Source organism: Amycolatopsis orientalis (assembly GCF_000943515.2).
Classification (GTDB): domain Bacteria; phylum Actinomycetota; class Actinomycetes; order Mycobacteriales; family Pseudonocardiaceae; genus Amycolatopsis; species Amycolatopsis orientalis.
In genome coordinates this window covers 1972218-1993188 of the sequence record NZ_CP016174.1, presented here as the reverse complement: position 1 = coordinate 1993188, position 20971 = coordinate 1972218, and the positions used below count along the sequence as shown (strand labels likewise).

Annotated in this window: 16 protein-coding genes; 3 read left to right on the top strand and 13 right to left on the bottom strand. The window is 65.2% G+C overall.

The genetic code is table 11. The features are described 5' to 3' along the window. Positions 1-16 precede the first annotated feature (16 nt). The gene (locus tag SD37_RS09560; RefSeq protein WP_044852739.1) at positions 17-2164 is read right to left on the bottom strand and encodes an MMPL family transporter; all 2148 of its coding nucleotides are present in this window, start codon (positions 2162-2164) and stop codon (positions 17-19) included. Between the two features lie 176 nt (positions 2165-2340). Between SD37_RS09560 and SD37_RS09555 the strand changes: the two genes are divergently transcribed. Together SD37_RS09555 and SD37_RS09550 are read left to right on the top strand one after the other, a co-directional pair. Next, on the top strand, positions 2341-3552 hold the full coding sequence (locus SD37_RS09555; RefSeq protein ID WP_201788878.1) for a monooxygenase: 1212 nt from the start codon (positions 2341-2343) through the stop codon (positions 3550-3552). 13 nt (positions 3553-3565) lie between these two features. Beyond that, positions 3566-4585, top strand: a complete 1020-nt coding sequence (locus SD37_RS09550) for a Rieske 2Fe-2S domain-containing protein (RefSeq protein WP_145926566.1) — start codon at positions 3566-3568, stop codon at positions 4583-4585. Positions 4586-4601: 16 nt separating this feature from the next. Here the strand turns inward: SD37_RS09550 and SD37_RS09545 are convergent, their stop codons facing one another. The 12 genes from SD37_RS09545 to SD37_RS09490 all read right to left on the bottom strand — a co-directional run bounded on the left by SD37_RS09545 (position 4602) and on the right by SD37_RS09490 (position 19917). Beyond that, a complete protein-coding gene (locus tag SD37_RS09545; protein ID WP_044852737.1) occupies positions 4602-5267 on the bottom strand; it encodes a response regulator in 666 nt (221 codons plus the stop codon). Between the two features lie 696 nt (positions 5268-5963). After that, complete coding sequence (locus SD37_RS09540) at positions 5964-7283, bottom strand: helix-turn-helix transcriptional regulator (RefSeq protein ID WP_052675030.1); 1320 nt, start codon at positions 7281-7283, stop codon at positions 5964-5966. A gap of 52 nt (positions 7284-7335) precedes the next feature. Continuing rightward, positions 7336-8511, bottom strand: a complete 1176-nt coding sequence (locus SD37_RS09535) for a serine hydrolase domain-containing protein (protein WP_236725300.1) — start codon at positions 8509-8511, stop codon at positions 7336-7338. A 20-nt stretch (positions 8512-8531) separates the two neighbouring features. Further along, on the bottom strand, positions 8532-9224 hold the full coding sequence (locus tag SD37_RS09530) for an ABC transporter ATP-binding protein (RefSeq protein WP_167369622.1): 693 nt from the start codon (positions 9222-9224) through the stop codon (positions 8532-8534). Between the two features lie 82 nt (positions 9225-9306). Further along, positions 9307-10305 carry an ABC transporter ATP-binding protein gene (locus tag SD37_RS09525; protein WP_044852734.1) on the bottom strand — a complete coding sequence of 333 codons (999 nt, stop codon included), beginning with the start codon at positions 10303-10305 and terminating at the stop codon, positions 9307-9309. Further along, positions 10295-11164 (bottom strand): ABC transporter permease, encoded by an 870-nt coding sequence (locus SD37_RS09520; protein ID WP_052675028.1) that lies wholly within the window; start codon positions 11162-11164, stop codon positions 10295-10297. The genes SD37_RS09525 and SD37_RS09520 overlap by 11 nt, the downstream gene beginning before the upstream one ends. Beyond that, a complete protein-coding gene (locus tag SD37_RS09515; RefSeq protein ID WP_052675027.1) occupies positions 11161-12096 on the bottom strand; it encodes an ABC transporter permease in 936 nt (311 codons plus the stop codon). The genes SD37_RS09520 and SD37_RS09515 overlap by 4 nt, the downstream gene beginning before the upstream one ends. A gap of 75 nt (positions 12097-12171) precedes the next feature. Further along, complete coding sequence (locus tag SD37_RS09510; RefSeq protein ID WP_145926565.1) at positions 12172-13689, bottom strand: ABC transporter substrate-binding protein; 1518 nt, start codon at positions 13687-13689, stop codon at positions 12172-12174. 412 nt (positions 13690-14101) lie between these two features. Continuing rightward, entirely contained in the window at positions 14102-15376 is a 1275-nt protein-coding gene (locus tag SD37_RS09505; protein ID WP_065912774.1) for an FAD-dependent oxidoreductase, read from the bottom strand. Positions 15377-15455: 79 nt separating this feature from the next. Next, entirely contained in the window at positions 15456-16598 is a 1143-nt protein-coding gene (locus SD37_RS09500; protein ID WP_052675026.1) for an amidohydrolase family protein, read from the bottom strand. Positions 16599-18104: 1506 nt separating this feature from the next. Beyond that, the gene (locus SD37_RS09495) at positions 18105-19028 is read right to left on the bottom strand and encodes a phosphotransferase family protein (RefSeq protein WP_236725449.1); all 924 of its coding nucleotides are present in this window, start codon (positions 19026-19028) and stop codon (positions 18105-18107) included. Positions 19029-19158: 130 nt separating this feature from the next. Beyond that, complete coding sequence (locus SD37_RS09490) at positions 19159-19917, bottom strand: SDR family oxidoreductase (protein ID WP_065912773.1); 759 nt, start codon at positions 19915-19917, stop codon at positions 19159-19161. A gap of 259 nt (positions 19918-20176) precedes the next feature. On the opposite strand from SD37_RS09490, the gene SD37_RS09485 reads away from it, so the two are divergent. Continuing rightward, positions 20177-20968 (top strand): enoyl-CoA hydratase/isomerase family protein, encoded by a 792-nt coding sequence (locus SD37_RS09485; RefSeq protein WP_044852729.1) that lies wholly within the window; start codon positions 20177-20179, stop codon positions 20966-20968. The last annotated feature ends 3 nt before the right edge of the window (positions 20969-20971 follow it).

Below are 20971 nucleotides of genomic sequence, written 5' to 3'. Positions count from 1 at the left end.
CTCCCCGGCGGCGCGCTCACCGTTGCAGCGCGGGCTCCTCATCGTCGACGGGCGGCCGTTGACCGTCGGGCCGCTCCACCGGCCGGGACAGCCGGCTCGGCCACCACATCCGCCGGCCGATCAGCAACGTGAGGGCGGGCACCAGGACCGACCGCACCAGCAGGGCGTCGAGCAGTACGCCGAAGGCGACCAGGAACCCGACCTCGATCAGCATCACCAGCGGAAGCGTGGTGAGGACCGCGAACGTGGCCGCAAGGACAATGCCTGCCGAGGTGATGACGCCACCGGTGGCGGAGAGGGCTTTGAGCATGCCCTCTCTGGTGCCGAGACGCACGGTCTCCTCACGGGCCCGGCTGGCCAGAAAGATGTTGTAGTCGACGCCGAGCGCCACCAGGAACAGGAACGCCAGCAGCGGCACCGAAGAGTCGATCCCCTTGAACCCGAGGATCGTGTCGAAGACGAACACGCTGCCGCCGAAGGCCGCGGCGAAGGAGACGATCACGGTCGCCATCAGGATCAGCGGGGCCGCGATCGCGCGCAGCAGCAGCCCGAGGACGAGCAGGACGACGGCGAGCACCAACGGGATCACCAGCTTCTCGTCGCGGCTGGTGGTCTCCTCGGTGTCGAGGTGCTCCGCGCTCGGACCGCCGACGATCGCCTCAGCCCCGCTCACCGCGTGCACCGCGGTGCGCATCCGCTTGATCGTGTCGTACTCGGCGACGGTGTCCGGCGCGTCCGTCGGGAACACGGAGATTTCGGCCCAGCCGCCGCTGGTCTGGCCCGGGACGGCCTGGGCCACGCCGGGAGTGCCCTTGGCGACGTCGAGCACCCGCTCCTGGTACGCCGGCCGCGTGAAGATCGTCATCGGCTGGCCGCCGAGCTCCGGGAAGTGCTGGCGGAGAACGGTGAAACCGGTGACCGACTCCGGTGCGTCCAGGAACTGGTCCTGCTGACGCAGGGCGCCGGTGTTGCCCGCCAACCCGACGGCGAGCACGCCGAGGACTCCGAGCGAGGCGAGCGCCGCCACCCACCGGCGGCGGCTGATGGCGGTGCCAAGCCGTCCCCACAGCCCCGGCTTCTCCGCCACGGCCGTGCCGAACCGCGGGATGGCCGGCCAGAAGATCCGCCTGCCGAGCACCACGAGCAGCGCCGGGAACAGTGTCAGCATGGCCACCAGCGCGCACAGGATGCCGGCCGCACCGATCGGGCCCAACCCGCTGGTGCTGTTCAGGTCCGCGACGAGCAGGCAGAGCAGGCCGGCGACCACGGTGGCCGCGGACGCGACGATGGCCGGCGCCGCGCTACGTAGCGCGTGGAGCATCGCGACCCGGACGTTTTCGTGGTGGTGCAGTGTTTCCCGATATCGAGCGATGAGCAACAGCGCGTAGTCCGTGCCGACGCCGAACACCAGGATCGTCAGCAGTGCCGAGTTCTGGTCGTTGACCACGACGCCGAAGCCCTTGACGAGCAGGTAGACGGTCGCCATCGCGGTCAGTGCGGCCGCGCCGACGGCGACGAGCGGGATGAACCACAACACCGGACTGCGGTAGGTGAGGATGAGCAGGAGCGCGACGACGATGATGGTGATGAGCAAGACCTGCAGGTCGATGCCGTCGAAGACGGATTCCATGTCGCCGTCGATCGCGGCGGGGCCGGTCACGTCGAGTTCCAAGCCGGCGGGGCGGTCCTTCGCGGCGTCACGCACCGGGCCGACGATGGCCTCCGGTGCGCCGTAGGTCTTGCTCACGTCGAGGGTGAACATCATCGCCTTGCCGTCGGTGGAGGGTCTCGTCGGTGGGCCCTCGTCACCCTCGCCGGCCGGGGCCGCCACCTTCGGCGGGTACCGCTTGGCAAGGGTCTCGTAGTGGCGCTCGACCGTCGCGCGGTCGGCGTCGGTCATGCCGCCGGCGCGGTGGTACACGAAGACGAACGTGTTGTCTTCCCCGCCGGGGAGACTGCCCTCCAGCACCGCGACCTTGGTGGACTCGGCGCCGGCCGGCAGGGTGTCGGCGGCTCTGTCGGTGGTGACCGAACTCAACATTCCGCTCAGCGGCACCATGACCACCGCCAGCGCCACCCACAAGCCGATCACCAACCACGGCACCCACCGGCCTGCCAACCGACCGGACGGCGCTTTCCCGGACGGCGCTGCGTTGACTGCCATCACTGGCCTCCTACGTTACATCGCTTATGTGACGCCGACTTCATACCGAGCGAATCTGAAAGGACCGTTAATGACTCCACTGTGGACATAGAGAAGTACCGTGGTACCACCACCCTCCCGAGAATGACGACCGCAGTACGACGAAATGGGACGGAATTAGGCCTAGCGTTCAGACCATGACGAAACCTGATAGTCCACTGTGGAGACTTGGGGCGGCCACCATGGCACTCGCGACGGCGTTCGCCGTCGCCGCCTGCGGGTCGAACGCCGACAAAAGCGCGGCGCCCGCCGCGGCCGGCGCACACAGCGCGCACGCGGGCGGGCCGGCGGCTCCGCCACAGCCGCTGCGCGCCGGTGAGCGGTTCGTCGACCTGAAGATGGCCGAGGCCTACACGCCCACGCCGTCGGGGGACAGCGGCACGGACGAGTACCGGTGCCAGGTGATCGATCCAGGCCTGACCAAGGCGGCGTTCCTGACCGGGACCCAGGTCACGCCGGAGAACGTCGCCCTCGCGCACCACGCCATCGTGTACGCGGTGCCGCCGCGCGGCGCTGCCCTGGTGCGCGAGCAGGACGCGAAGACCCCCGGCGTCGGCTGGCAGTGTTTCAGCGGGACCGGCGTGAAGGGCGCCGACGTGGAGGAAGACGAGCCGGGCGCGACGTGGGTGGACACCTGGGCGCCCGGCGCCTCGGAGACGCTGTTCACCCAGGACGTCGGCTTCAAGCTGGAACCGGGCAGCCTCATCGTCCTGCAGATGCACTACAACCTGCTCGCGAGCGACGGCAAACCGGCCGGGTCGGACCGCTCGGCGGTGCGGCTGCGGCTGACGGACGGCACGCCGCAGACCCGGGAACTCGACACGTTCCCGCTCGACGCGCCGACCGACCTGCCCTGCGCCGCCGACGAGTCGGGTCCGCTCTGCGACCGGGCGGCCTCGATCGCGGACGTGACGAAGCGGTTCGGGCCGGAGGTCGGTGGCACCGCGGACGAGCAACTGGAGGAGTGCGGCCAGAGCGCGCCGAAGCCCGGTAACACCCAGACCTGCGACCAAGAGGTGCCGGCACCGATGACGCTGTTCGCCGGCTTCGGCCATATGCACCTGCTCGGGCGTTCCATCAAGGTCGAACTCAACCCTGGCAAGCCGAACGCCAAGGTCGTGCTGGACGTACCGCAGTTCGACTTCGACAACCAGCGGCTGGTGAAGCTGCCGTCACCGGTGGACATCGGTCCGGGAGACACGCTGCGGGTGACGTGCACGCACGACGCGGGGCTGCGCAAAAAGCTGCCGCAGCTGAGCAAGCTTCCGCCCCGCTACGTGGTGTGGGGCGACGGCACCAGCGACGAGATGTGCACGGGCATCATGACGGTCTCCCCTCGCAAGTCCTGATGAAGCGTCGAACGTGTGTGAGCTCAACGACTCTGAGCTCACACACGTACACGTGCGATATGAAAGGCGACTTCTCTTGTCCCCCAAGCCTTCCCCTGGCGAACCAACGCCACGGGACGATGCACCACCACGGACACCGATCTGGGCATTCCTGCCGCTACGCATCTTCCTCGGCGGCACATTCCTCTACGCAGGCCTCTCCAAAATCCTCGACCCCCACTACCTGGACCACACCTCACCCCTCGGCGTCCACGCTCAGATGCTGCACGCCGCGACCACCTCCCCGATCGGCCCGCTGGTGTCCTTCGCCGCCGAACACGCGACCGTCACCGGCCTTGTCATCGCCTTCGGCGAGATCGCCGTCGGGCTGGGTACTCTGCTCGGCCTGTTCGCCCGTACCGCCGCGGTCGGCGGGATTCTCCTCGCGCTGAGCTTCTTCCTCACCGTGAGCTGGACGACCCGCCCGTACTACTTCGGCGCCGACATCGTCTTCGCAGCCGCCTGGACCCCGCTGGTGATCGCCGGCGACGCGGGCCTGTTCTCCACGACGGCACACCTGCGTGCCGCGATACGCCGTCGCCGCCGGCCGAACCCCGGCCCGGACGACGTCAAGCGACGTATTCTGCTCTGGGGCGGCCTGATCACCGCGACGACCGCTGCCATCGGCGGCGTCGTCGCCCTTACCCGTCGCACCACCACCGACTCGAAACCAAGCCGGCCGACAGACCCCGGAACGAACTCCCCGACGGTGATCGCCGCGGTTTCGGCCGTCGCCGTCGGTTCGTCGACAAGCTTCACCGCACCGAATGGTTCCCCGGCGTACCTGTTACGCCCCTCGACCGACACCTTCATGGCATTCGTCGCCACCTGCACACACCAGGGTTGCCCCATCACACCCGCAGGCTCCGGCTTCAGCTGCCCATGCCACGGCTCCACTTTCGACGGCACCGGACAAGTCACCGGCGGACCTGCGACGAAGCCCCTGACCAAGGTGCCGGTGCACGTCGTCGACGGGCAGGTCACCACCGCATGAACGGCCCAAGCGCTGGCTAAACCGGCCGGATGAGTCTCAGGTCGTAGGCGAGGATGACGGCCTGGATCCGGTCCCGTGCGCCGATCTTGGCGAGGACCCGCCCGACGTGGGTCTTCACCGTCGACTCCGACAGAGTGAACCGTTGCGCGATCTCGCCGTTGGTCAGGCCGCGGCCGATGGCGACGAGGACCTCGCGCTCGCGGCCGGTCAGGGAACCCAGCCGGGGATCCTCCCGCACGGGCCCGCAGAGGTCATCGCCGAGCCGGTCGGCGAACGCGTCGAGCAGCCGCCGGGTCAGCGCCGGCGCGATCACCGCGTCCCCGGCGGCGACGGCCCGGATGCCGGCGAGCAACTCCTCCGGACGGGTGTCCTTCAGCAGGAAACCGCTCGCCCCCGCCCGCAGCGCGGCGAGCGCGTACCGGTCCACGTCGAACTTCGTCAGCACCAGGATCCGCGAACGCCCACCGGCGGCGACGATGCGCCGGGTGGCCTCGATCCCGTCGACGCCCGGCATGCGGGTGCCCATCAGCACCACGTCGGGATGCAACTCGGTGGTCCGCCGAACGGCCTCGGCGCCGTCCTCGACCTCGCCGACGATCTCGGTGTCGGAGGTACGCTCCAGCAGCATGCGAAACCCGAAGCGCCGCAGCGGCTGGGCGTCGACCACGAGCACAGAGATCATGAGCGGCTGCCTTTCAGAGTCGTGTACACGGTCCAGCCGCCGTCCGATGCGGAACTGGCGCTGACCGTGCCGCCGTAGAGCGCGGTGCGTTCGGCCATGCCGGCGACGCCTACTTCATACTTGGCGAACCTGAAACGACTGTTAAACGGCGCGCAGTCCGGTTGGCCACCAGTGCGGGTTTCGCGCCTACTGGCTGCCGAACTGGATGGCTACCGACTGGACGAGTTCCGCTCCCAGTCACGCGAGTTCCGCCTCTGGACACGTGGTATCTGGGCGCAGGACGCCCGTGTCCAGAGAGGTAACTCGCGTGACCAGAGGGGCAACTTACGTTATTGGAAGGGGAACTCGCGTGTTCGAGGCGGGCACAGACTTCCGGTACGAACTTCCGGCGAGCGACACTGAGCCCCCAGGGCCGGATGCGTCCCGCAGACTGTCCACAAGGGATACTCCCTGACCACGAGATGTCCACTCTATGCCTAGATGCACCGTTTCGCGGAGGGTCGTGAGTGATAAAGAGGGTTCTAACCCTCTTTATCACTCACGACCCCTCTCGCGAAACCGTGCGAATTTCTCAAATCGGGCACGTCCATCGCTGAAACTGTGCCTAATGGACAGAAGAGACCAGCTCAGGCAGATCTAGGCTGTCACCCAGCCGCGTGCCCCGGCTGACGAGGAAAGCTCATCCGGCGTCAGCTTTCACAGCGAATCATAGGCCTTCGCATTTTTGAGTTCCCGCCGTCCGGAAACCCCCAACTTCCGGTAGACATTCGACAGATGGAACTCTACGGTTCGAATCGTCAGACAGAGCTTCTCGGCAATCTGCTTGTTCGTATATCCGGTCCGCGCGAGTTGGGCGATCTTGCCCTCCTGGGCGGTCAGTTGGTGCGCCAAACCACTTGAAGTGGCCCCGCTTAACGCATCCTTCGCCTTCTTGATAAGGGTTGCATTGCCGGTCTTCTCAGCCCATTCCACAACGCGCTCGAAATCGCGTCGAGCCGAAGAACCATCCTTCGCGTCGGCGGATTTCAGTCCCGCTTGATAACCTGCCGCAGCGAGCTCGACCCTCGAGTAGGCGACCTCCAGCAAATCGACCGCGTCGGCGAGTGCGTCCACGGTCGCACTGGAGTTCTCGGTCATCGCACACACGAAGAGCGCCCAGCCGACGGCCGACGGGGATCCCCAGGCCATCGCCGAGGCTTTCTCCTGCTCCGCAAGACCCGAGGCGAGCTCGCCAAGCCCGACTCGTGCCGCGGCCAGCGCGGCCAGCCCGCAGCGGTGCATCACGGCGAAATTCGCCGAAAGTTCAGCACCGGGGTAGTGCATACTTTCGAGAAGGTCGACAGTAGCCTGTTTCAATCGCTCCAGCCGAAGCTCATCAGGGCCTGAATCATAATTCGCCAGCGCCAAGTACACCGACCCGCGGACCACCAGGTTCAGCGGGAGGGTAAAAGTTGAATCTGCGATGATTTCATCGAAATTCACTTCGGAAAGAAGCGCGTAAGCCTCCTCCGCGTCATCTGTTGCGACATAAGTGGCAACAAGGAAAGGTATGGCAAGCTGACGAATGAATGCCGAAGGCTCGGCAGCGAGTACAGCCTTGATGATCTTTCGGCCCTCAGTCGGATCGCCGACCAGTCGCGCGTACTGTGATCGCAGCAGAACGATCAGGTCGCCACTCAAACCTGTGCACGTGCTTTCCAGTTTGCGAATCTGAGCGTCCGCGTGGATCAAATCGCCTGAGCACAGCAAAACCGTCACCGCTCGCCAAAGGCACCTCGGGTGCGACCCGCAGCGCTTGTCGTCCAAGGCGAAATCGGCCCATCGAACGGCTCTCAGCCGATCCACCCCCTGCGCCAGCAGCGCAAGGGCGGTCGCCGCAGGGCATTGACCCTCGTGCGAGGCGGGCATACCAGGCCAGGGCGAGTCGAGTTCCGCAGGTAGACGAACGTGCTCACCGGCCAGTCCGCTGCCATCCATGTCAACCATCCCCGTCTTGCGGCCTGCCTGCTCGATCATCGACTGCGAAAGATACTTCCGAACTCTCGTGACGTAGCATAGCGACGGCCGGTCATGCACCGATCACACGATGTAATTCATCGGTCCACGGTACCCAGCGCGCGTCTGGGCCGACGACCCCGTCCCAACACATGTTGGTGCAGGTGTAGCCCACCGCCAGGCCGTGATCAGGATCGGCATACGCGAGGCGGCCACCGGCCCCGGCGTGACCGAACGACGCGGGGCCGAACTGAGGCACGGCCGACCGCGGGAGCTCGAAGCCCAGGCCGAAGCGAAGAGGATGGGGTTCTGGCACGCGGTCGAGCGGCACCGGCAAGGTCAGGTCGTCCGTCTGCGGTGACTTCAGACGATCCACCGACTCGCGCGTCAGCAATCGCACGCCGTCGACAGAACCGATCATCGCCGCATATGTCTTCGCCAGGGAGCGCGCGTTGCCCACGGCATTCACGGCGGGCAACTCCGCCTGGCGACCCGCCGCGCTGTTCAATACCGGGACCATGTCGGCGAGCGACATCGTCCGGTCCACATAGGATTTGACGATGGCGTCGGATTCCCGGAGTCCGAACCCGGCGAGTTGTTCGACGAGTTCCGCTCGTGTGGGGTACTCGATCGTGCGGAACGTCGGCAGGACTCTCGGCTCTTCGGATGTCGGGAGGCCGATCCACAGGTCGAGGCCGAGGGGACGCGCGACCTCGCTGGCGAAGAAGGCGCCGAGCGACTGGCCGGCGACCCGCCGGACGACCTCTCCAACCAGGACACCGTAGGTCACCGTGTGGTACTCATAGGCTGTCTTGGGCGCCCACATGGGCCGCATTCGTGCCAGAGCATCGACAGACGCATCCCAGTCGAGGAGCTCTGAAAAACGTCGTTCGGGTTCGAATCCGGGGAGACCGGCACGGTGCGCGAGAAGGTCGCTCACCCTGATACCGGCTTTGCCGTTCACACCGAACTCGGGCCAGTATTCGGCTACGGGCGCTTCGATATCAAGGAGCCCGCGCTGGGCGAGCAAATGGGTGCACAGCGCCGCCAGCCCCTTGGTGACCGACATGAGTACCACCAGCGAGTCCACGTCGACCGGTCGGCCGCGTATCGGGTCGGACCCCGCGCACAGGTCGACGACGCACTGACCGTCGATGTAGATCGCGAGCTGAGCTGCACCCTCATCCTGCGCCTGAGCGGACTCGAAGGCATCCCGGACGCCTTCCCATCCGCTTGCCACCGTTCCCACCACTGATCCCATCGGCCGCCCTAACACGTTGTACGCCTCGACAGAGTGGGCATGGAGGCCAGGAGCTGCTGGGTGTAGGGGTCGGCCGGCGCCTCGAAAATGGCCGCGGTCGGTCCGCGCTCGACCACGCGCCCCTTGTGCATGACGGCAACGTCGTCGCAGAGGCGCCGTACGACACCGAGGTCGTGCGTGATGAACAGTACGGCGAGCCCGAGAGACTCGGCGAGCCCGCGCAGCAGGTTGAGGACCGTCGCCTGCACCGAGACGTCGAGCGCGGAGGTCGGCTCGTCCGCGACGATGACCTCCGGATCGGTGGCCAGTGCCCGGGCGATGCTGGCCCGTTGGCGCTGTCCGCCGGACAGTGCCATCGGTTTGGCGTCGAGCGTGCTCGACGAAAGACCGACCATGTCGATCAGTTCGGCTGCACGAGTACGCGCCGCTGTTCGGTCCATCCCGCCACGCCGCAGGAGCTCCACGATGGCCTGTCCGACGGTGAGCGAGGGGTTCAGGGCCGACGACGGATCTTGGAACACCATCTGCATACGTCGTCTCACCTCGACCGGACGTTTGAGCGGAAGCACCTCCCCACCCAGCCGGATCTCACCGGACTGAGGCTCGATGAGCCCGACCACCGCCTTCGCCAAGCTGGACTTCCCGGACCCGGACTCGCCGACCACGCCGACGATCTGGCGCCGCTCCGCAGTCAGGCTCACGTGTTCCACCGCCGTATGTGACGTGTCCGCCCTGCGGAGAAACCTGTTGCCTCGGCCATAGGTCACGCAGACGTCATCGATCTCAAGAAGCGGCATGGTCCACTTCCAGGCTGCGTGGCCAACCGCCGTGCTCGACGCCGAGCGAGAACGCCGCCGCCACCTCGTCGGCGCGGACACAACGAAACGTGTGCCGCTCACCTTGCTCACCCCAGGGCACCGCTGCCTGCGTGCATTCCAAAGCAGCCCAGGGACACCGGTCGGCAAAGCGACATCCGACGATTTCCGCAGGTCGCTGCGGAGGAATTCCCTCGATGGCGAAGAGAGGCTCGCCCGGTGGACCGGCAGAAGGACTCGACCTGAGCAGGCCGGCCGTATAGGCGTGGTGCGGGGAGCTCAGGATCTCGTCCGTGTGACCGACCTCGACGATCTGCCCCGCGTACATCACGGCGATACGGTCGGAGATCTTGGAAATGACGGCCAAGTCGTGTGACACGAAGAGCATCGCCAGATTCCGTTCTTCTCGCAGCCGGTGGAGCAGATCGAGGATGATCGCCTGCGTGGTCACGTCCAGCGCGGTGGTCGGCTCGTCACAGAGCAGGATCTGCGGCTCGCAGGCCAGTGCGGCGGCGATCAGGACACGCTGTCTCAAGCCACCGGAGAGCTGGTGTGGATGGCATCCAGCGACGCGCTCGGCGTCGCTGATCCCGACATCCTTCATGAGTTCGAGCGCACGACGATCGGCCGCCTTCCGAGACAGTCCATGATGCTGGACCAGCGGCTCACGCATGGTACGTCGAATGGTGAAGGTCGGGTTGAGCGCCCGCATCGGGTCCTGGAAGATCATCCCGACCCGGCCTCCACCCGTGTCGATCCGGCCGGCCGCCATTTCGATGCCCGACGGGAGAAGGCCCGCGATGGACCGGACGGTCAGGGTCTTACCCGAGCCCGACTCTCCCACCAGGCCCAGACACTCGCCGCCCGTGACGTCGAATGCCACGTCGGTGACGAGTGTGCCCTGCGGCCCCGACAGGGTGAGGCCGGAGACTTCCACAGCCGGCCGGTCATTGGCATCAACGGTCATCGAGACGTTCTCCGATCAGCATGAGGCCCGCGCCGATGAGCCCGATCATGAACCCCGGCGCTGCGATAAGCCACCACTGTTGCTGCATGTACGGCTGGGCATCGGCGATCATCCCGCCCCAGTCGGCTGTCGGCGGCGGTATGCCGAGTCCCAAGTAGGACAGCGACGCCAGACCCAGCAGGACGAACATCATGTCGGTGACCAAGAGGGTCAACGAACTCCTGATCGCATTCGGCCAAATGTGACGGACCAGGATGCGTAGATGGGAAACGCCTCCCAGCCTCGCCGCGAAGATGTAGTCCTCGTTCTTGATTCGAAGTACCGTCGAGCGTATGAGGCGCGCATATCCGACCCAGCCGACGAGAGTGAAGACGACAAGAAGCGGTTTGACGCCGCCCCCGGCAATGGCAACGAGCGAGATGATGAGCACATAGAGAGGAAACGAAAGCACCAAGTCGACCAAACGCGTCACGGCAAGGTCCCAGATCGAGCCGAAATACGCGGAGACGCCTCCCAGCACCGTCCCGACGATGAACGGGATGAAGGCCCCGAGAAACGCCACCCCGAGGTCCACACGTGCCGCGACGATCAGGCGAGAGAACACGTCTCGGCCAAGTGCGTCCGTGCCGAGCCAATGGCTCCACGAAGGGCCGGCAAGCCGACCCAGCAGATCTTGCTCATTGGGATCATGAGGGACGAGGTACGGACCCACGGCAGCCATCAATGCCGCCGCGATCACGATGGCGAGACCGAAACGGAAGCCAAAACGACCGACCGGCATCTTGGCGGAGGAAACCACCTCCTCGATTGCTTGAGTCCCGCCCGTTTCGGCCGACGTGCCGGCCTTCGGATCGGTCATGATGCCCTCACTCTGGGATCGATGAGCGCCGTTAACGCGTCGGACATCAGGCTGAACGAGATCACTACGGCGGCGAACACAAGGGTGATTCCGTTGATCATCGGATAATCGCGCTGATTGACGGCCAGCACCAGACTGGATCCGAGGCCCGGCAATTGGAACGTGTTTTCTATCATCACGGCGCCGAACAGGAGATAGCCGGCTTGAACGGAGACGATCGCGATCGCCGGAGCCGCGGCGTTGGGCAACGCGTGCCGGAGCAACAGTCGCCGACGCGGAACCCCCCGCGAGGCGGCGGCCTCCACGTAACCCGATCCCAGCGACTCCACGAGGTTCGTGCGGAGCACCCGGATCTGGATCGGAGCCAAGAAGATCGCCAGGGTGATCGCGGGCAACACGATGCTCTGCACATGTTCGAGCGTGGTTTCTCCGAAACCGCCGACGGGCAGCCAGCCCGTCGGCAGCGCTATCAGTCGGATGAGCATCAAGCCGCTCCAGAACGTAGGAACCGCGATCGATGCGACGGTGAAATTCCGGATCCAGGCGTCCACCCATGTGCCTCTACGGCCGGCGGCAAGAGTCGCCAGGGTGACTGAGAGAACTATCGACAAGCCGAGACCCGCCGTCAGCAACCAGGCCGTGACCTCGGATCGGTCGGCGATCAGACTGCCGACCGACCTCGAGCTGCTGTACGAGCGACCCAAGTCGCCATGCAACACATTCCACACATATTCGAACCACTGGACCAACAATGGGCGGTCGAGCCCGAGCTCGGCGTTCATCGCATCCACAGCCTCCTGAGAAGCCTGGATGCCCAGCAGCAGACGGGCCGGACTCCCCGGAGCCAGCTGTCCCAAGGTGAATGACACGGCCGTGGCTCCGACGATGAGCAGAAGCGCGCTTGCGAGTCGCTTCATGGTGCCGACCAGCATGTCATCTCCGTATCTGTCGATTCCCCCGCGAACAGCACCCCGCCGAGGTCACGATGCCACCGGCCCGGCTACGTCCTAGGACCCGGTGAGCCAGAGCCCGTCGAACGGCAGTGCTTGTTGGGTCACCGTCTCGAGTCCCTGGTAGCCGGCGACAGTGCCGCTGAGCGCCAGGGAAGGGCTCAAGGACACGGTCGGGATGACCGGCAGCTCCGCGTTGATCCAGTTCTGGAACTTGTCCAGCGCCGCGGCCTGATCGCCTGTGCTCTTCGCGCCCTGGTACTCGGTGAGTGCCGTCTTGGCGACGTCCATGGTCCATCCGCCACCGAAGGCCTTCGTGGCGATGAAGCCCTGCAAGGGGGCGTCTGCCGTGGTTCCGTGGGCACTGATGTTCTGGTAGGCCAGCTCGTACTTCCCAGCGAGAACGTCGTTCACCCACACGCCCTGATCGACTGCTTGCAGATCCAGCTTGATACCGATCTTGGCCAACTCGGCTTGCATGGACTGGACCGTGTTGGCCAGGGTGTCGTCACCGGTCGGGTAGATCACTTTGAGCGTGGCCCCGTCCTTGTAAGACGATGCGGCGAGCAGTTGTTTGGCCGCTTCGATGTCGCCGCGCCTGATCGACGCGGGACGGGCGGAACCGAGAACGCTGGCGGGGACGTAGGTCTCGGTCGGTTTGTCGCCAGGGCCCCTGAGGCTCTTGACGATGGTTTCACGATCGATCGCCGTCGAGATGGCTTGGCGGACCTTCAGGTCGCTGAGCGGTCCCTTACTGCCGTTGATGAAGAACATTTCGGTCGCGGCCCCCGCGGTGTTCACGATCTTCGCGCCGGTGAGGGTGGGGACCGACACCGTCGGAACGAACGGGATCGCCTGGATGCTCTTGGCTTGGTACGCGGACGTCAACGCATTGTTGCTGTTGAACACCTTGAATTCCAGCGTGTCGATATACGGCTTGCCTGTGTCCCAGTAGTTCGGGTTCTTCTTGAGTTGCACGGAAACACCCGGCTGCCGACTACTGAAAAGGTACGGCCCCGCGCCCACAGGCTGCTGAAAGAATTCGCCCTTGCTCTTCCCCTTGAAGTTGGCGGGGATGATGGACGCCTGAGGAATGGACAACATCGCTTCAAGATTCAGCGTAGGCCTGGAGAGCGTGAGCACGACCTGGTCCCCGCTTGCCTTTTCGGAGGCGATGATCTCCTTGTAAAGGGATCCGTAATTAGCGCCCGCCTTGGCCTGCTGGATCGAGAACACAACGTCCTCGGGCGTGATCGGCGTACCGTCGGAGAACTTCGCGCCCTTTCGGAGCGCGATCGTGGCCGTCTTGCCGTCGGCGGACCGCGTCACACCCTGCCCGAGAGCGGGGACCATCTTGTTGTCAACGTACTTGAACAGCTGACCGTTGATGTTCGCGAGGACCAAGGACGTCGTGTCGCCCATTCCGTCGTACGGATCCAGGGAAGTGATGTCGATGGTCAATCCGACATCAAGAGTTCCACCTGGAACCGGCTTGTCATTGCCGGCGTTCGTGCCGGCACCGGAGCCGCCTGTGCAGGCACTCACCAGGCCAACCACAAGTGTCACGATCGCCACGAACAGCGGAATTTTTCGCTTCGAACTCCCGAGACCGCCTAGGGGTCGGCACAGTGGACGCCTGGGCTCGATTTGATTCTCAGTCACGGCCGATCGACCCTGCTTTCCTTGGAACAGGTACCCGGGGATCCGGCTACGGCTAGCAATGGGGGAAGCGCACACACCTCACCGCCGGCTGGCTCTCGTGTCGAGCCGCCAACCGTAAGTCCCTTGGTCAGGGATCCCGCGGTTCTCCGACATGCCGCGGACTCTACTCTCAGACTCAGATAATCCGCAATAGCGGAGTCCGTTACTTATATGCGTAACATCGAGGTCGCCGCCGACCTTCTCGCCGCCCTCCGAGCGGGTCGGGAACGCAGGGCGCGGTGGAGGCGATGTCGGGTACCCGGATGTCGGAGCCGAGTCGGGTCACTCATGCAGCGGCCCGCCCGTTCAGGCTGGAGTTGAAGTGGTGAACCGCCGCGGCGGCGCTGAGGCCGAGTTCGGCGAGACCGCGAAGACCGGGCCGGTCGAGACGGTCGACACGGGACAGCCAACGCAACGGCAGCATGGAAAAGCGGATCGCGGCGGGCGCGTAACCGGCCATCTCGCGATGGAAACGGTGGGTTGCCAGGGCGATGGTGCTGTCTCCGTCGCGAGCGGCGAGCAGCTCGCGGGCGAGGTGGTCCGCGTCGATGATCGCGGTGGCGGCGGCGCGTCCGCCGGTGGGAGGCATCGCGTGCACGGCGTCGCCGAGTGCGGTGACCGGTCCGGCCGGCCACGGCGTCAGGTCCGCATCGGGGTCGGCGGCGTAGAACCGGAACCCGGCTGCGGAGCCGGGGTCGGTGGCGGCGATGAGCTCGAGCACGGCCGGAGGCCAACCACGAACAGTCGACAGCGTGAACTCGACCAGCTCCGGCCCGGTCATCCCCTGCACGGTGACGGGAGGCAGCACCGTCTCGGTGGCACTCAATCCCCACACCAGGGACGGGGCCTCCGTGATGGCCGGGACGGTGGTGCAGGAGGCCGGATCGATTGCCGGGCCACCACTCGGGTCATGGACCTGCATGAACACCGACGCGCCCTTGAGGCCCAAGGCGAGCACCGGCCCATCGTTGACGATATCGGGCAGCAGGGCGCGGGTGCGTGCGGTGAGCGGAGTGCGGGCGGCGATGCCCCCGAACCCGATGGGATCGGCCAGCTCCCGGCCGGCGAGCGAGGCCGCTACCCGGGAGCGGGTACCGTCGGCGCCGACGAGGACATCCGCGGTGTCGGTACTACCGTCAGCGAAGTGGGCGGCGACCCGGCCGTCGGACAGAACCTCGTGAGACACATATTCGGCCCCGAACCGCACCTGATCGTCCAGGCCGTGGGTCAGCAGGGTTCGCAGCGGCACTCGTCCGATCATGAGAGTGTCGGTGCCCTGATCGGAGGGGCGGGTGACCAGCGGGCGCAGGTGGTGGTCAGCCCAGGTGTAGCGGCGAAGCGACGCACGGGAGACCGAGCTTGCCAACAGGGCATGGTAGTGCTGCGGGCTGAGGTGACGACGCAGCACTTCACAGGCTCGGTCGTCGAGATGCAGCCGGTAGCCGCCGGTAGCCCCCACCTGGGGGTCACGGTCGTGGACGGACACCTCGATACCGCCGTGGTGCAGGGCCTGGGCGAGGGTCAGCCCACCGATCCCCGCCCCGATGATCATGACCCGCATGTTGCTCCCTCTTTTAAGTCACATAACGTGATATCAGTCAATGCCGTGCTCGCTACTGGCGCCGACGCCGCGCGTCACTTCACGGGCATTTCATTTTGAACAGTTTCTCTGCATTTCGGAAAGCAATCTTTTCCTTGTCTTTGCGTGGCAAATCGACTCCACGGAACCAGTCGGTCTGCGCCTTTATGTCCGCGAACGGGTAGTCGGTTGCGAACATCACTCGATCCACGCTTACGAACTTCAGCAGGAGATCGAGCAGTTCAGTCTGAGGGAATGCGCTGGTTGTGATCCAGAAGTTGTCCTGGAAGTATTGCTCGATAGGCTTCTTGAGCGAGTTTTTGGTCGGCTCCCCCATGTCTTCGATGATCCGCTTGTAATAGAAGGGAAGACCTTCGCCCATGTGACCGATGATGATTTTCAGTTTGGGGAACCTGTCGAAGACCCCGTACGTGATCATGCGAATGCATTGGATCAGCACCTCTTGGTGCCAGCCATATCCAGACCCACTGAAAATGTAGTCTTGGAACTCTTCCGTGTATTTAGACCGTGTGGTGCTGTAGTAAACCTTGAAGACGTCGTCAGCCGGATAGCCGGGATGCAGGTAGATCGGCACATCGAGCGCGACAGCACGTTCCAGCACAGGCTCGAATTCGGGATGATCGAGATACTTCTTCGCAATGTGTCCGTTGGTCAGCGCGCCCACGAAGCCGTCTTTCCGAACCGCGCGTTCCAGTTCGTCCGCCGCCGCCTTGGGGCTCTGCAGGGGCAAGGTGGCGAAAGCCTTGAAGCGGCCCGGATATTTGGCGATCGGCCCTTCCACAAGTTGCCGGTTGAGACGATAGGCGAAGTCGATGCCCTTTCGCCCAGGGACGTTTTGCACGGACGGTGTATGAGCAGAGAGGATTTGAACGTTGAGTCCCCCCGCGTCCATATCACCGATGCGGCGTCGACCCAGATCCGAAAGACCGATTTCCTCAAGGAACGCTATGTGATCCTCATTGATGGAGTTCAGCTTCAACAACGCGGGAGTCGAAAATGTCTCCTCCGTGCCGATGAAGGGCAGGTCTCGGTCTCGCCGGTAAATTTCCGCGGTCTTGTCCGCGTTCCGGTTCGGAGTCTTGCCGTCGCCCGCTGCCGAGGCAACGGCATGCGTGGAGATGCCGGCGCCGATGCCGAGTGCCGTGGCGGCGGTCAGGAAGCTGCGGCGTCCCAAGGGTTTCATGTCAGTCTCTTTTCAGGTGTTCGCGTGGTGTGATATCCGTACGGCATCCGTCTGCGAGCTGCTTGGATCGAGCCTTCGTCGCCCAGGTCTCCGCCCGTGCATCCACTGCCATGACTGGCCTCCTGCCGACGGGTTACCTCGCTTGTCTGCCACCGACTTCGTACCTAGCGAATCTGAAGCGAACGTTAATGTGGTGCTCAGGCCGGTTGTCCGGACCAGATGCCCGGCGCACGCGTCAGCGTGGTGGACTTCTACGCCTGTTTGACCGCGCGGGTCCGGGCTGGTGCAGCCTCGCGGACCTGCTACGGAAGTAGCGTGCGCTCCTGCTGAACGGCGCACTGGAGCCGAAACATGTGAGCGACCCGATGTGAACACGCCTATACCTGGCGGGTGGACGAGGCGTAACGCCGAGGCGTCTGGGGCCGCCTGAAATCGAGCTCCTCACGCCGGTGCGTGAGGTACCGCAACCCGGCGTTGGCAGAGTCGTGACTTATTGAGGGGTAGGTCAAAGGGGCGTGACCGAGCCCTGCGCCGCCGCGTGAAGGCCCCCTTCCCTCGGCTCAGCCGAGGAAACTCGACCTTCACACCTTCCCCGGTACATGATGGCCTCCTTCCCTACTCTGAAGGTCAATGCCAGGAACCTACTGAGGGGTAAGGCAAATGTGGCGTGTCGTGTGCCGGGGACCGGCTAATCGGGCTGATCACGACCTCAACCGTCCACAAGGGACACCAGAACTCCCCTGTTTGCCTGATTTGAGCGCTTTGCGCGGGGGTCGTGAGTGGCAATGGTCGTTCTAACCCTCTTTGCCACTCACGACCCCTACCGGGACCGGACATTATGGCACCAATCGGGCACGCCATCGGCGTGAGATGTCTCTTGTGGGCACTCCGCGCCCCGGGGTGAGCTCGCACGTCGGTCCGCAACCCTGCTGTCCAGGGTGATCAGCTCATTTCGCCACGGAGGTCGATGGTGTAGATGGTCCGTGAAGGCCTCCTTGAGGGACCCAGAGTCCCTCAAGGAGGCCTTCACGGACTTGATAAAGCGGGCAAAAGGTGATCAATCGGACGAATCGCTCCTCACTGAATCCTTTATGGACAGTTAGAGCCTCAGGAACCGCCGCTTAAGTTCCTGACATTGACTCTGAAGGTAGGGAAGGAGGCCTTCACGACCGTCTGGGTCGACTCACGCCCCCGCTGACGTTGCGAAGGGGCCTTTCGCGATCTGCCACGTTTGCCTTACCCCGCAATAGAACGACCATTATCACTCACGACCCCGCACAAAGCGCTCAAATCGGGTACACAGGGGAGTCCTGATGTCCCTTGTGGACGATGCAGTCCTGATCGGCCCGACACCATTCTTTGTGCACCTCGTCCGGCCCGTCGACAAAGCGCAAGCCGCGAACTCCTGCGAACGTCGCGACCAAGGACCGTCCTGCGAGAACCGGCAACCCCGTGGACCTGGATTGATTTGTCGAGAAATCCACTCCGCTGTGAAGGCGATGTCCGTCAGTGGTGCTCATCGAGTGCGGTGAGTCCGACCTCCAGCAGGGGCTCGACCATCCCGGTGAACTGGTCGAAGCCGGGTCCCACGGTCCGGCCCTGGAGATGGCGGACGTTGATGCCCTGGATGATGGCGGCCACCTTGAAGGCCGCGAGTCCGAGGTGGAAACCCAAGGGCGACGGATCGCGTCCACTCCCCTCCGCGTACCGGTGCACCATCTCGCGTCCCGTGAGGAACCCCGGAGCGCTGGAGGCGTCCGCCACCGCCTCTCCGCCGAACATTTCGCCCAACTGCTGATAGACGACCAGCAGTGCCAGATCTGTGAGCGGGTCTCCGAGCGTGGCCATCTCCCAGTCCAGGATCGCCGCGGCGCGGTGACGTTCATCGATCAGGACGTTGTCCAGGCGGTAGTCGCCATGCACGATGGCGGGCGCCCGATCCGGCGGAACCCGCGCCGCGAGTCGAGCAAGGAGCTCGTCGGCCGCGGGAAGGTCACCCTCGTACGAGGCGCCGAGCTGCCGATGCCACCTCCGCACCTGTCGCTCGAGGAAACCCTGCGACCGGCCGAAATCGCCGAGTCCCACCGAGGCGGGATCGACCTCGTGCAACGCGACGAGGGTGTCGACGAGCTCGGCGGAGATGGCCCTGGTGACGTCCGCCCCGAAGGGTTCGAGCTGTGCCGCCCGGCGGTACGGTGTGCCTCCGACCCGCGCCATCACATAGAACGGCGCTCCGATCACGTCAACGCTTTCGCAGAGGGCGAATGTCTCGGGCACCGGCACCGACGTGCCCTGCAGGGCTGCCATGACCCTGTACTCACGTGCCATGTCGTGAGCCGTCCCGGTTCCTTGACCGAGGGGCGGTCGACGAACGATCCACGTCGACACACCGTCCGTGATCTCGAACGTGAGGTTCGACCGGCCACCCACGAGCAGGCGTCCTGTCAGCGGCCGGCCCTCGGCCGCCAGGGTCGCGGAAAACCACTCGCTCAGCCGCGTGATGTCCAAGCCTGGCAACGAATGCTGTTCCGGCATCAGACGGGCCCAACGTCGACCATGGTCACCCCACACCCGACCCCAGGGTGACGCCGCCGTCGACGACCAGGAGCTGGCCCGTGATCCACGACGAGTCCTCGGACAACAGAAAGGCGACTGCGCTGCCGACGTCATCGGCCTCGCCCAGGCGCTTCAGCGGGTAGGTCGCCGCCACCTCGTCCTCGCGGCCCTCGAAGAGCGCGCTCGCGAACTTCGTGCGCACGAGGGCCGGCGCGACAGCGTTGACCCGGATCCCGGGCGAGAGCTCCAGCGCCATCAGTTCGGTGAGCGAGGCGAGCATGGACTTGCTCGCACCGTAGAAGCCGATTCCGGGCTCCGGCCGGATTCCGGATACAGAAGAGACATTGACGATGCCGCCCCCGTGCTGCTTCATCCAGGCGTGGTACACCTGCTGCGCCCAAGAGAGCGCTGCGATGCAGTTGACCTCGACCACCTTGCGAGCGGCACCGAGGTCAAGGTCCATGATCGGGCCGAACGCGGGATTGATCCCGGTGTTGTTGACGAGCATGTCGACACTGCCGAAGGTCTCGATGGCTCGGCGAACCGTCTCGGCTTGATGGCCGAGGTTGTCGGCCTTGCCGGCGACGCCCAGCGCGACCCGGGCACCACCCAGGCGATCGACCGCGTCGTCGAGCGCCGACGGCGTCCGGGCGGTGATGACCCCCCGGGCGCCGTCGGCGACCAGCCTCTCGGCGATGGCGAGACCGATGCCGCGGCTGGCGCCGGTGATCACCGCGGTCCTGCCCTCCAGTCGCCCGGTCATCGTCGCCTCCGACCGCTCATCGCCCGGTCCTCGGGAGCAGGAAACATGGGGCCCTCCAACAGGTTTTGGGGTATTTACCGTCCGACCGGTCAGGTATAAGGTGGCACACACGGAAGGGACGGCGCAATGGCCCCGTCCGAGGATCCGCCGTCCCAAGGCATTGCGCAGCAATGCGGGAAACCCTGATACCACCGCAGTAGTGGCTCGGCGCTTGCCGTGAGTTCACGAACTCGGCGGGTCTGTCCAAAAAGGAGAATCGATGAGCAATTCGCCTGTTCTGGTCGACCGCGAGGGGGCGGTGGCGATCGTGACGATCAATCGCCCGAGCCGCCACAACGCGTTGACGTTCGAGACCAAGGAGGCGCTCGTCCAGGCGCTCGACGAAGTGGCCTCGGATCCCGAGGCGCGCTCCGTCGTCCTGACCGGTGCAGGCCGGTCGTTCTGCGTGGGACAAGATCTCGCGGAGCACGCCGCCGCGCTCGAGGAGGACCCGTCGACGACGTTCGACACCCTGGACCGGCACTATGCACCGCTCGTCACCTTCCTCACGACCATGCCCAAGCCGGTCGTGGCCGCGGTCAACGGCACGTGCGTCGGCGCGGGCCTCGGTTTCGCGCTGGCCTGCGACCTTCGCGTTTTCGCGGCGGGAGCCACGCTCGGCACAGCGTTCTCGGCGATCGGGCTCACCTGTGACTCCGGGCTCGCGAGCACCCTCCCCCATGCGGTGGGCGCCGCGCGTGCCCGAGAGCTGGTGCTGCTCGGGCGAAGCTTCTCCCCCCAGGAGGCTGTGTCGTGGGGCATCGCCGGCGAGGTCGTGCCCGACGAGGAGGTGATGACCGCCGCCATGGAGTTGGCCGAGCGGCTGGCCGCCGGCCCGACGGTCGCCTACGCCGAGTCCAAGAGGTTGCTCGCGGTGGGCCTCGATCGCACTCTGACCGAGACCCTCGCCGAGGAGGCAAAAGGTCAGATCCGGTGCATCACGACGCGTGATCACCGTGATGCCGTCGCCGCATTCCTCAACCGGGAGAAGCCGACATTCCATGGGCGGTGAGCG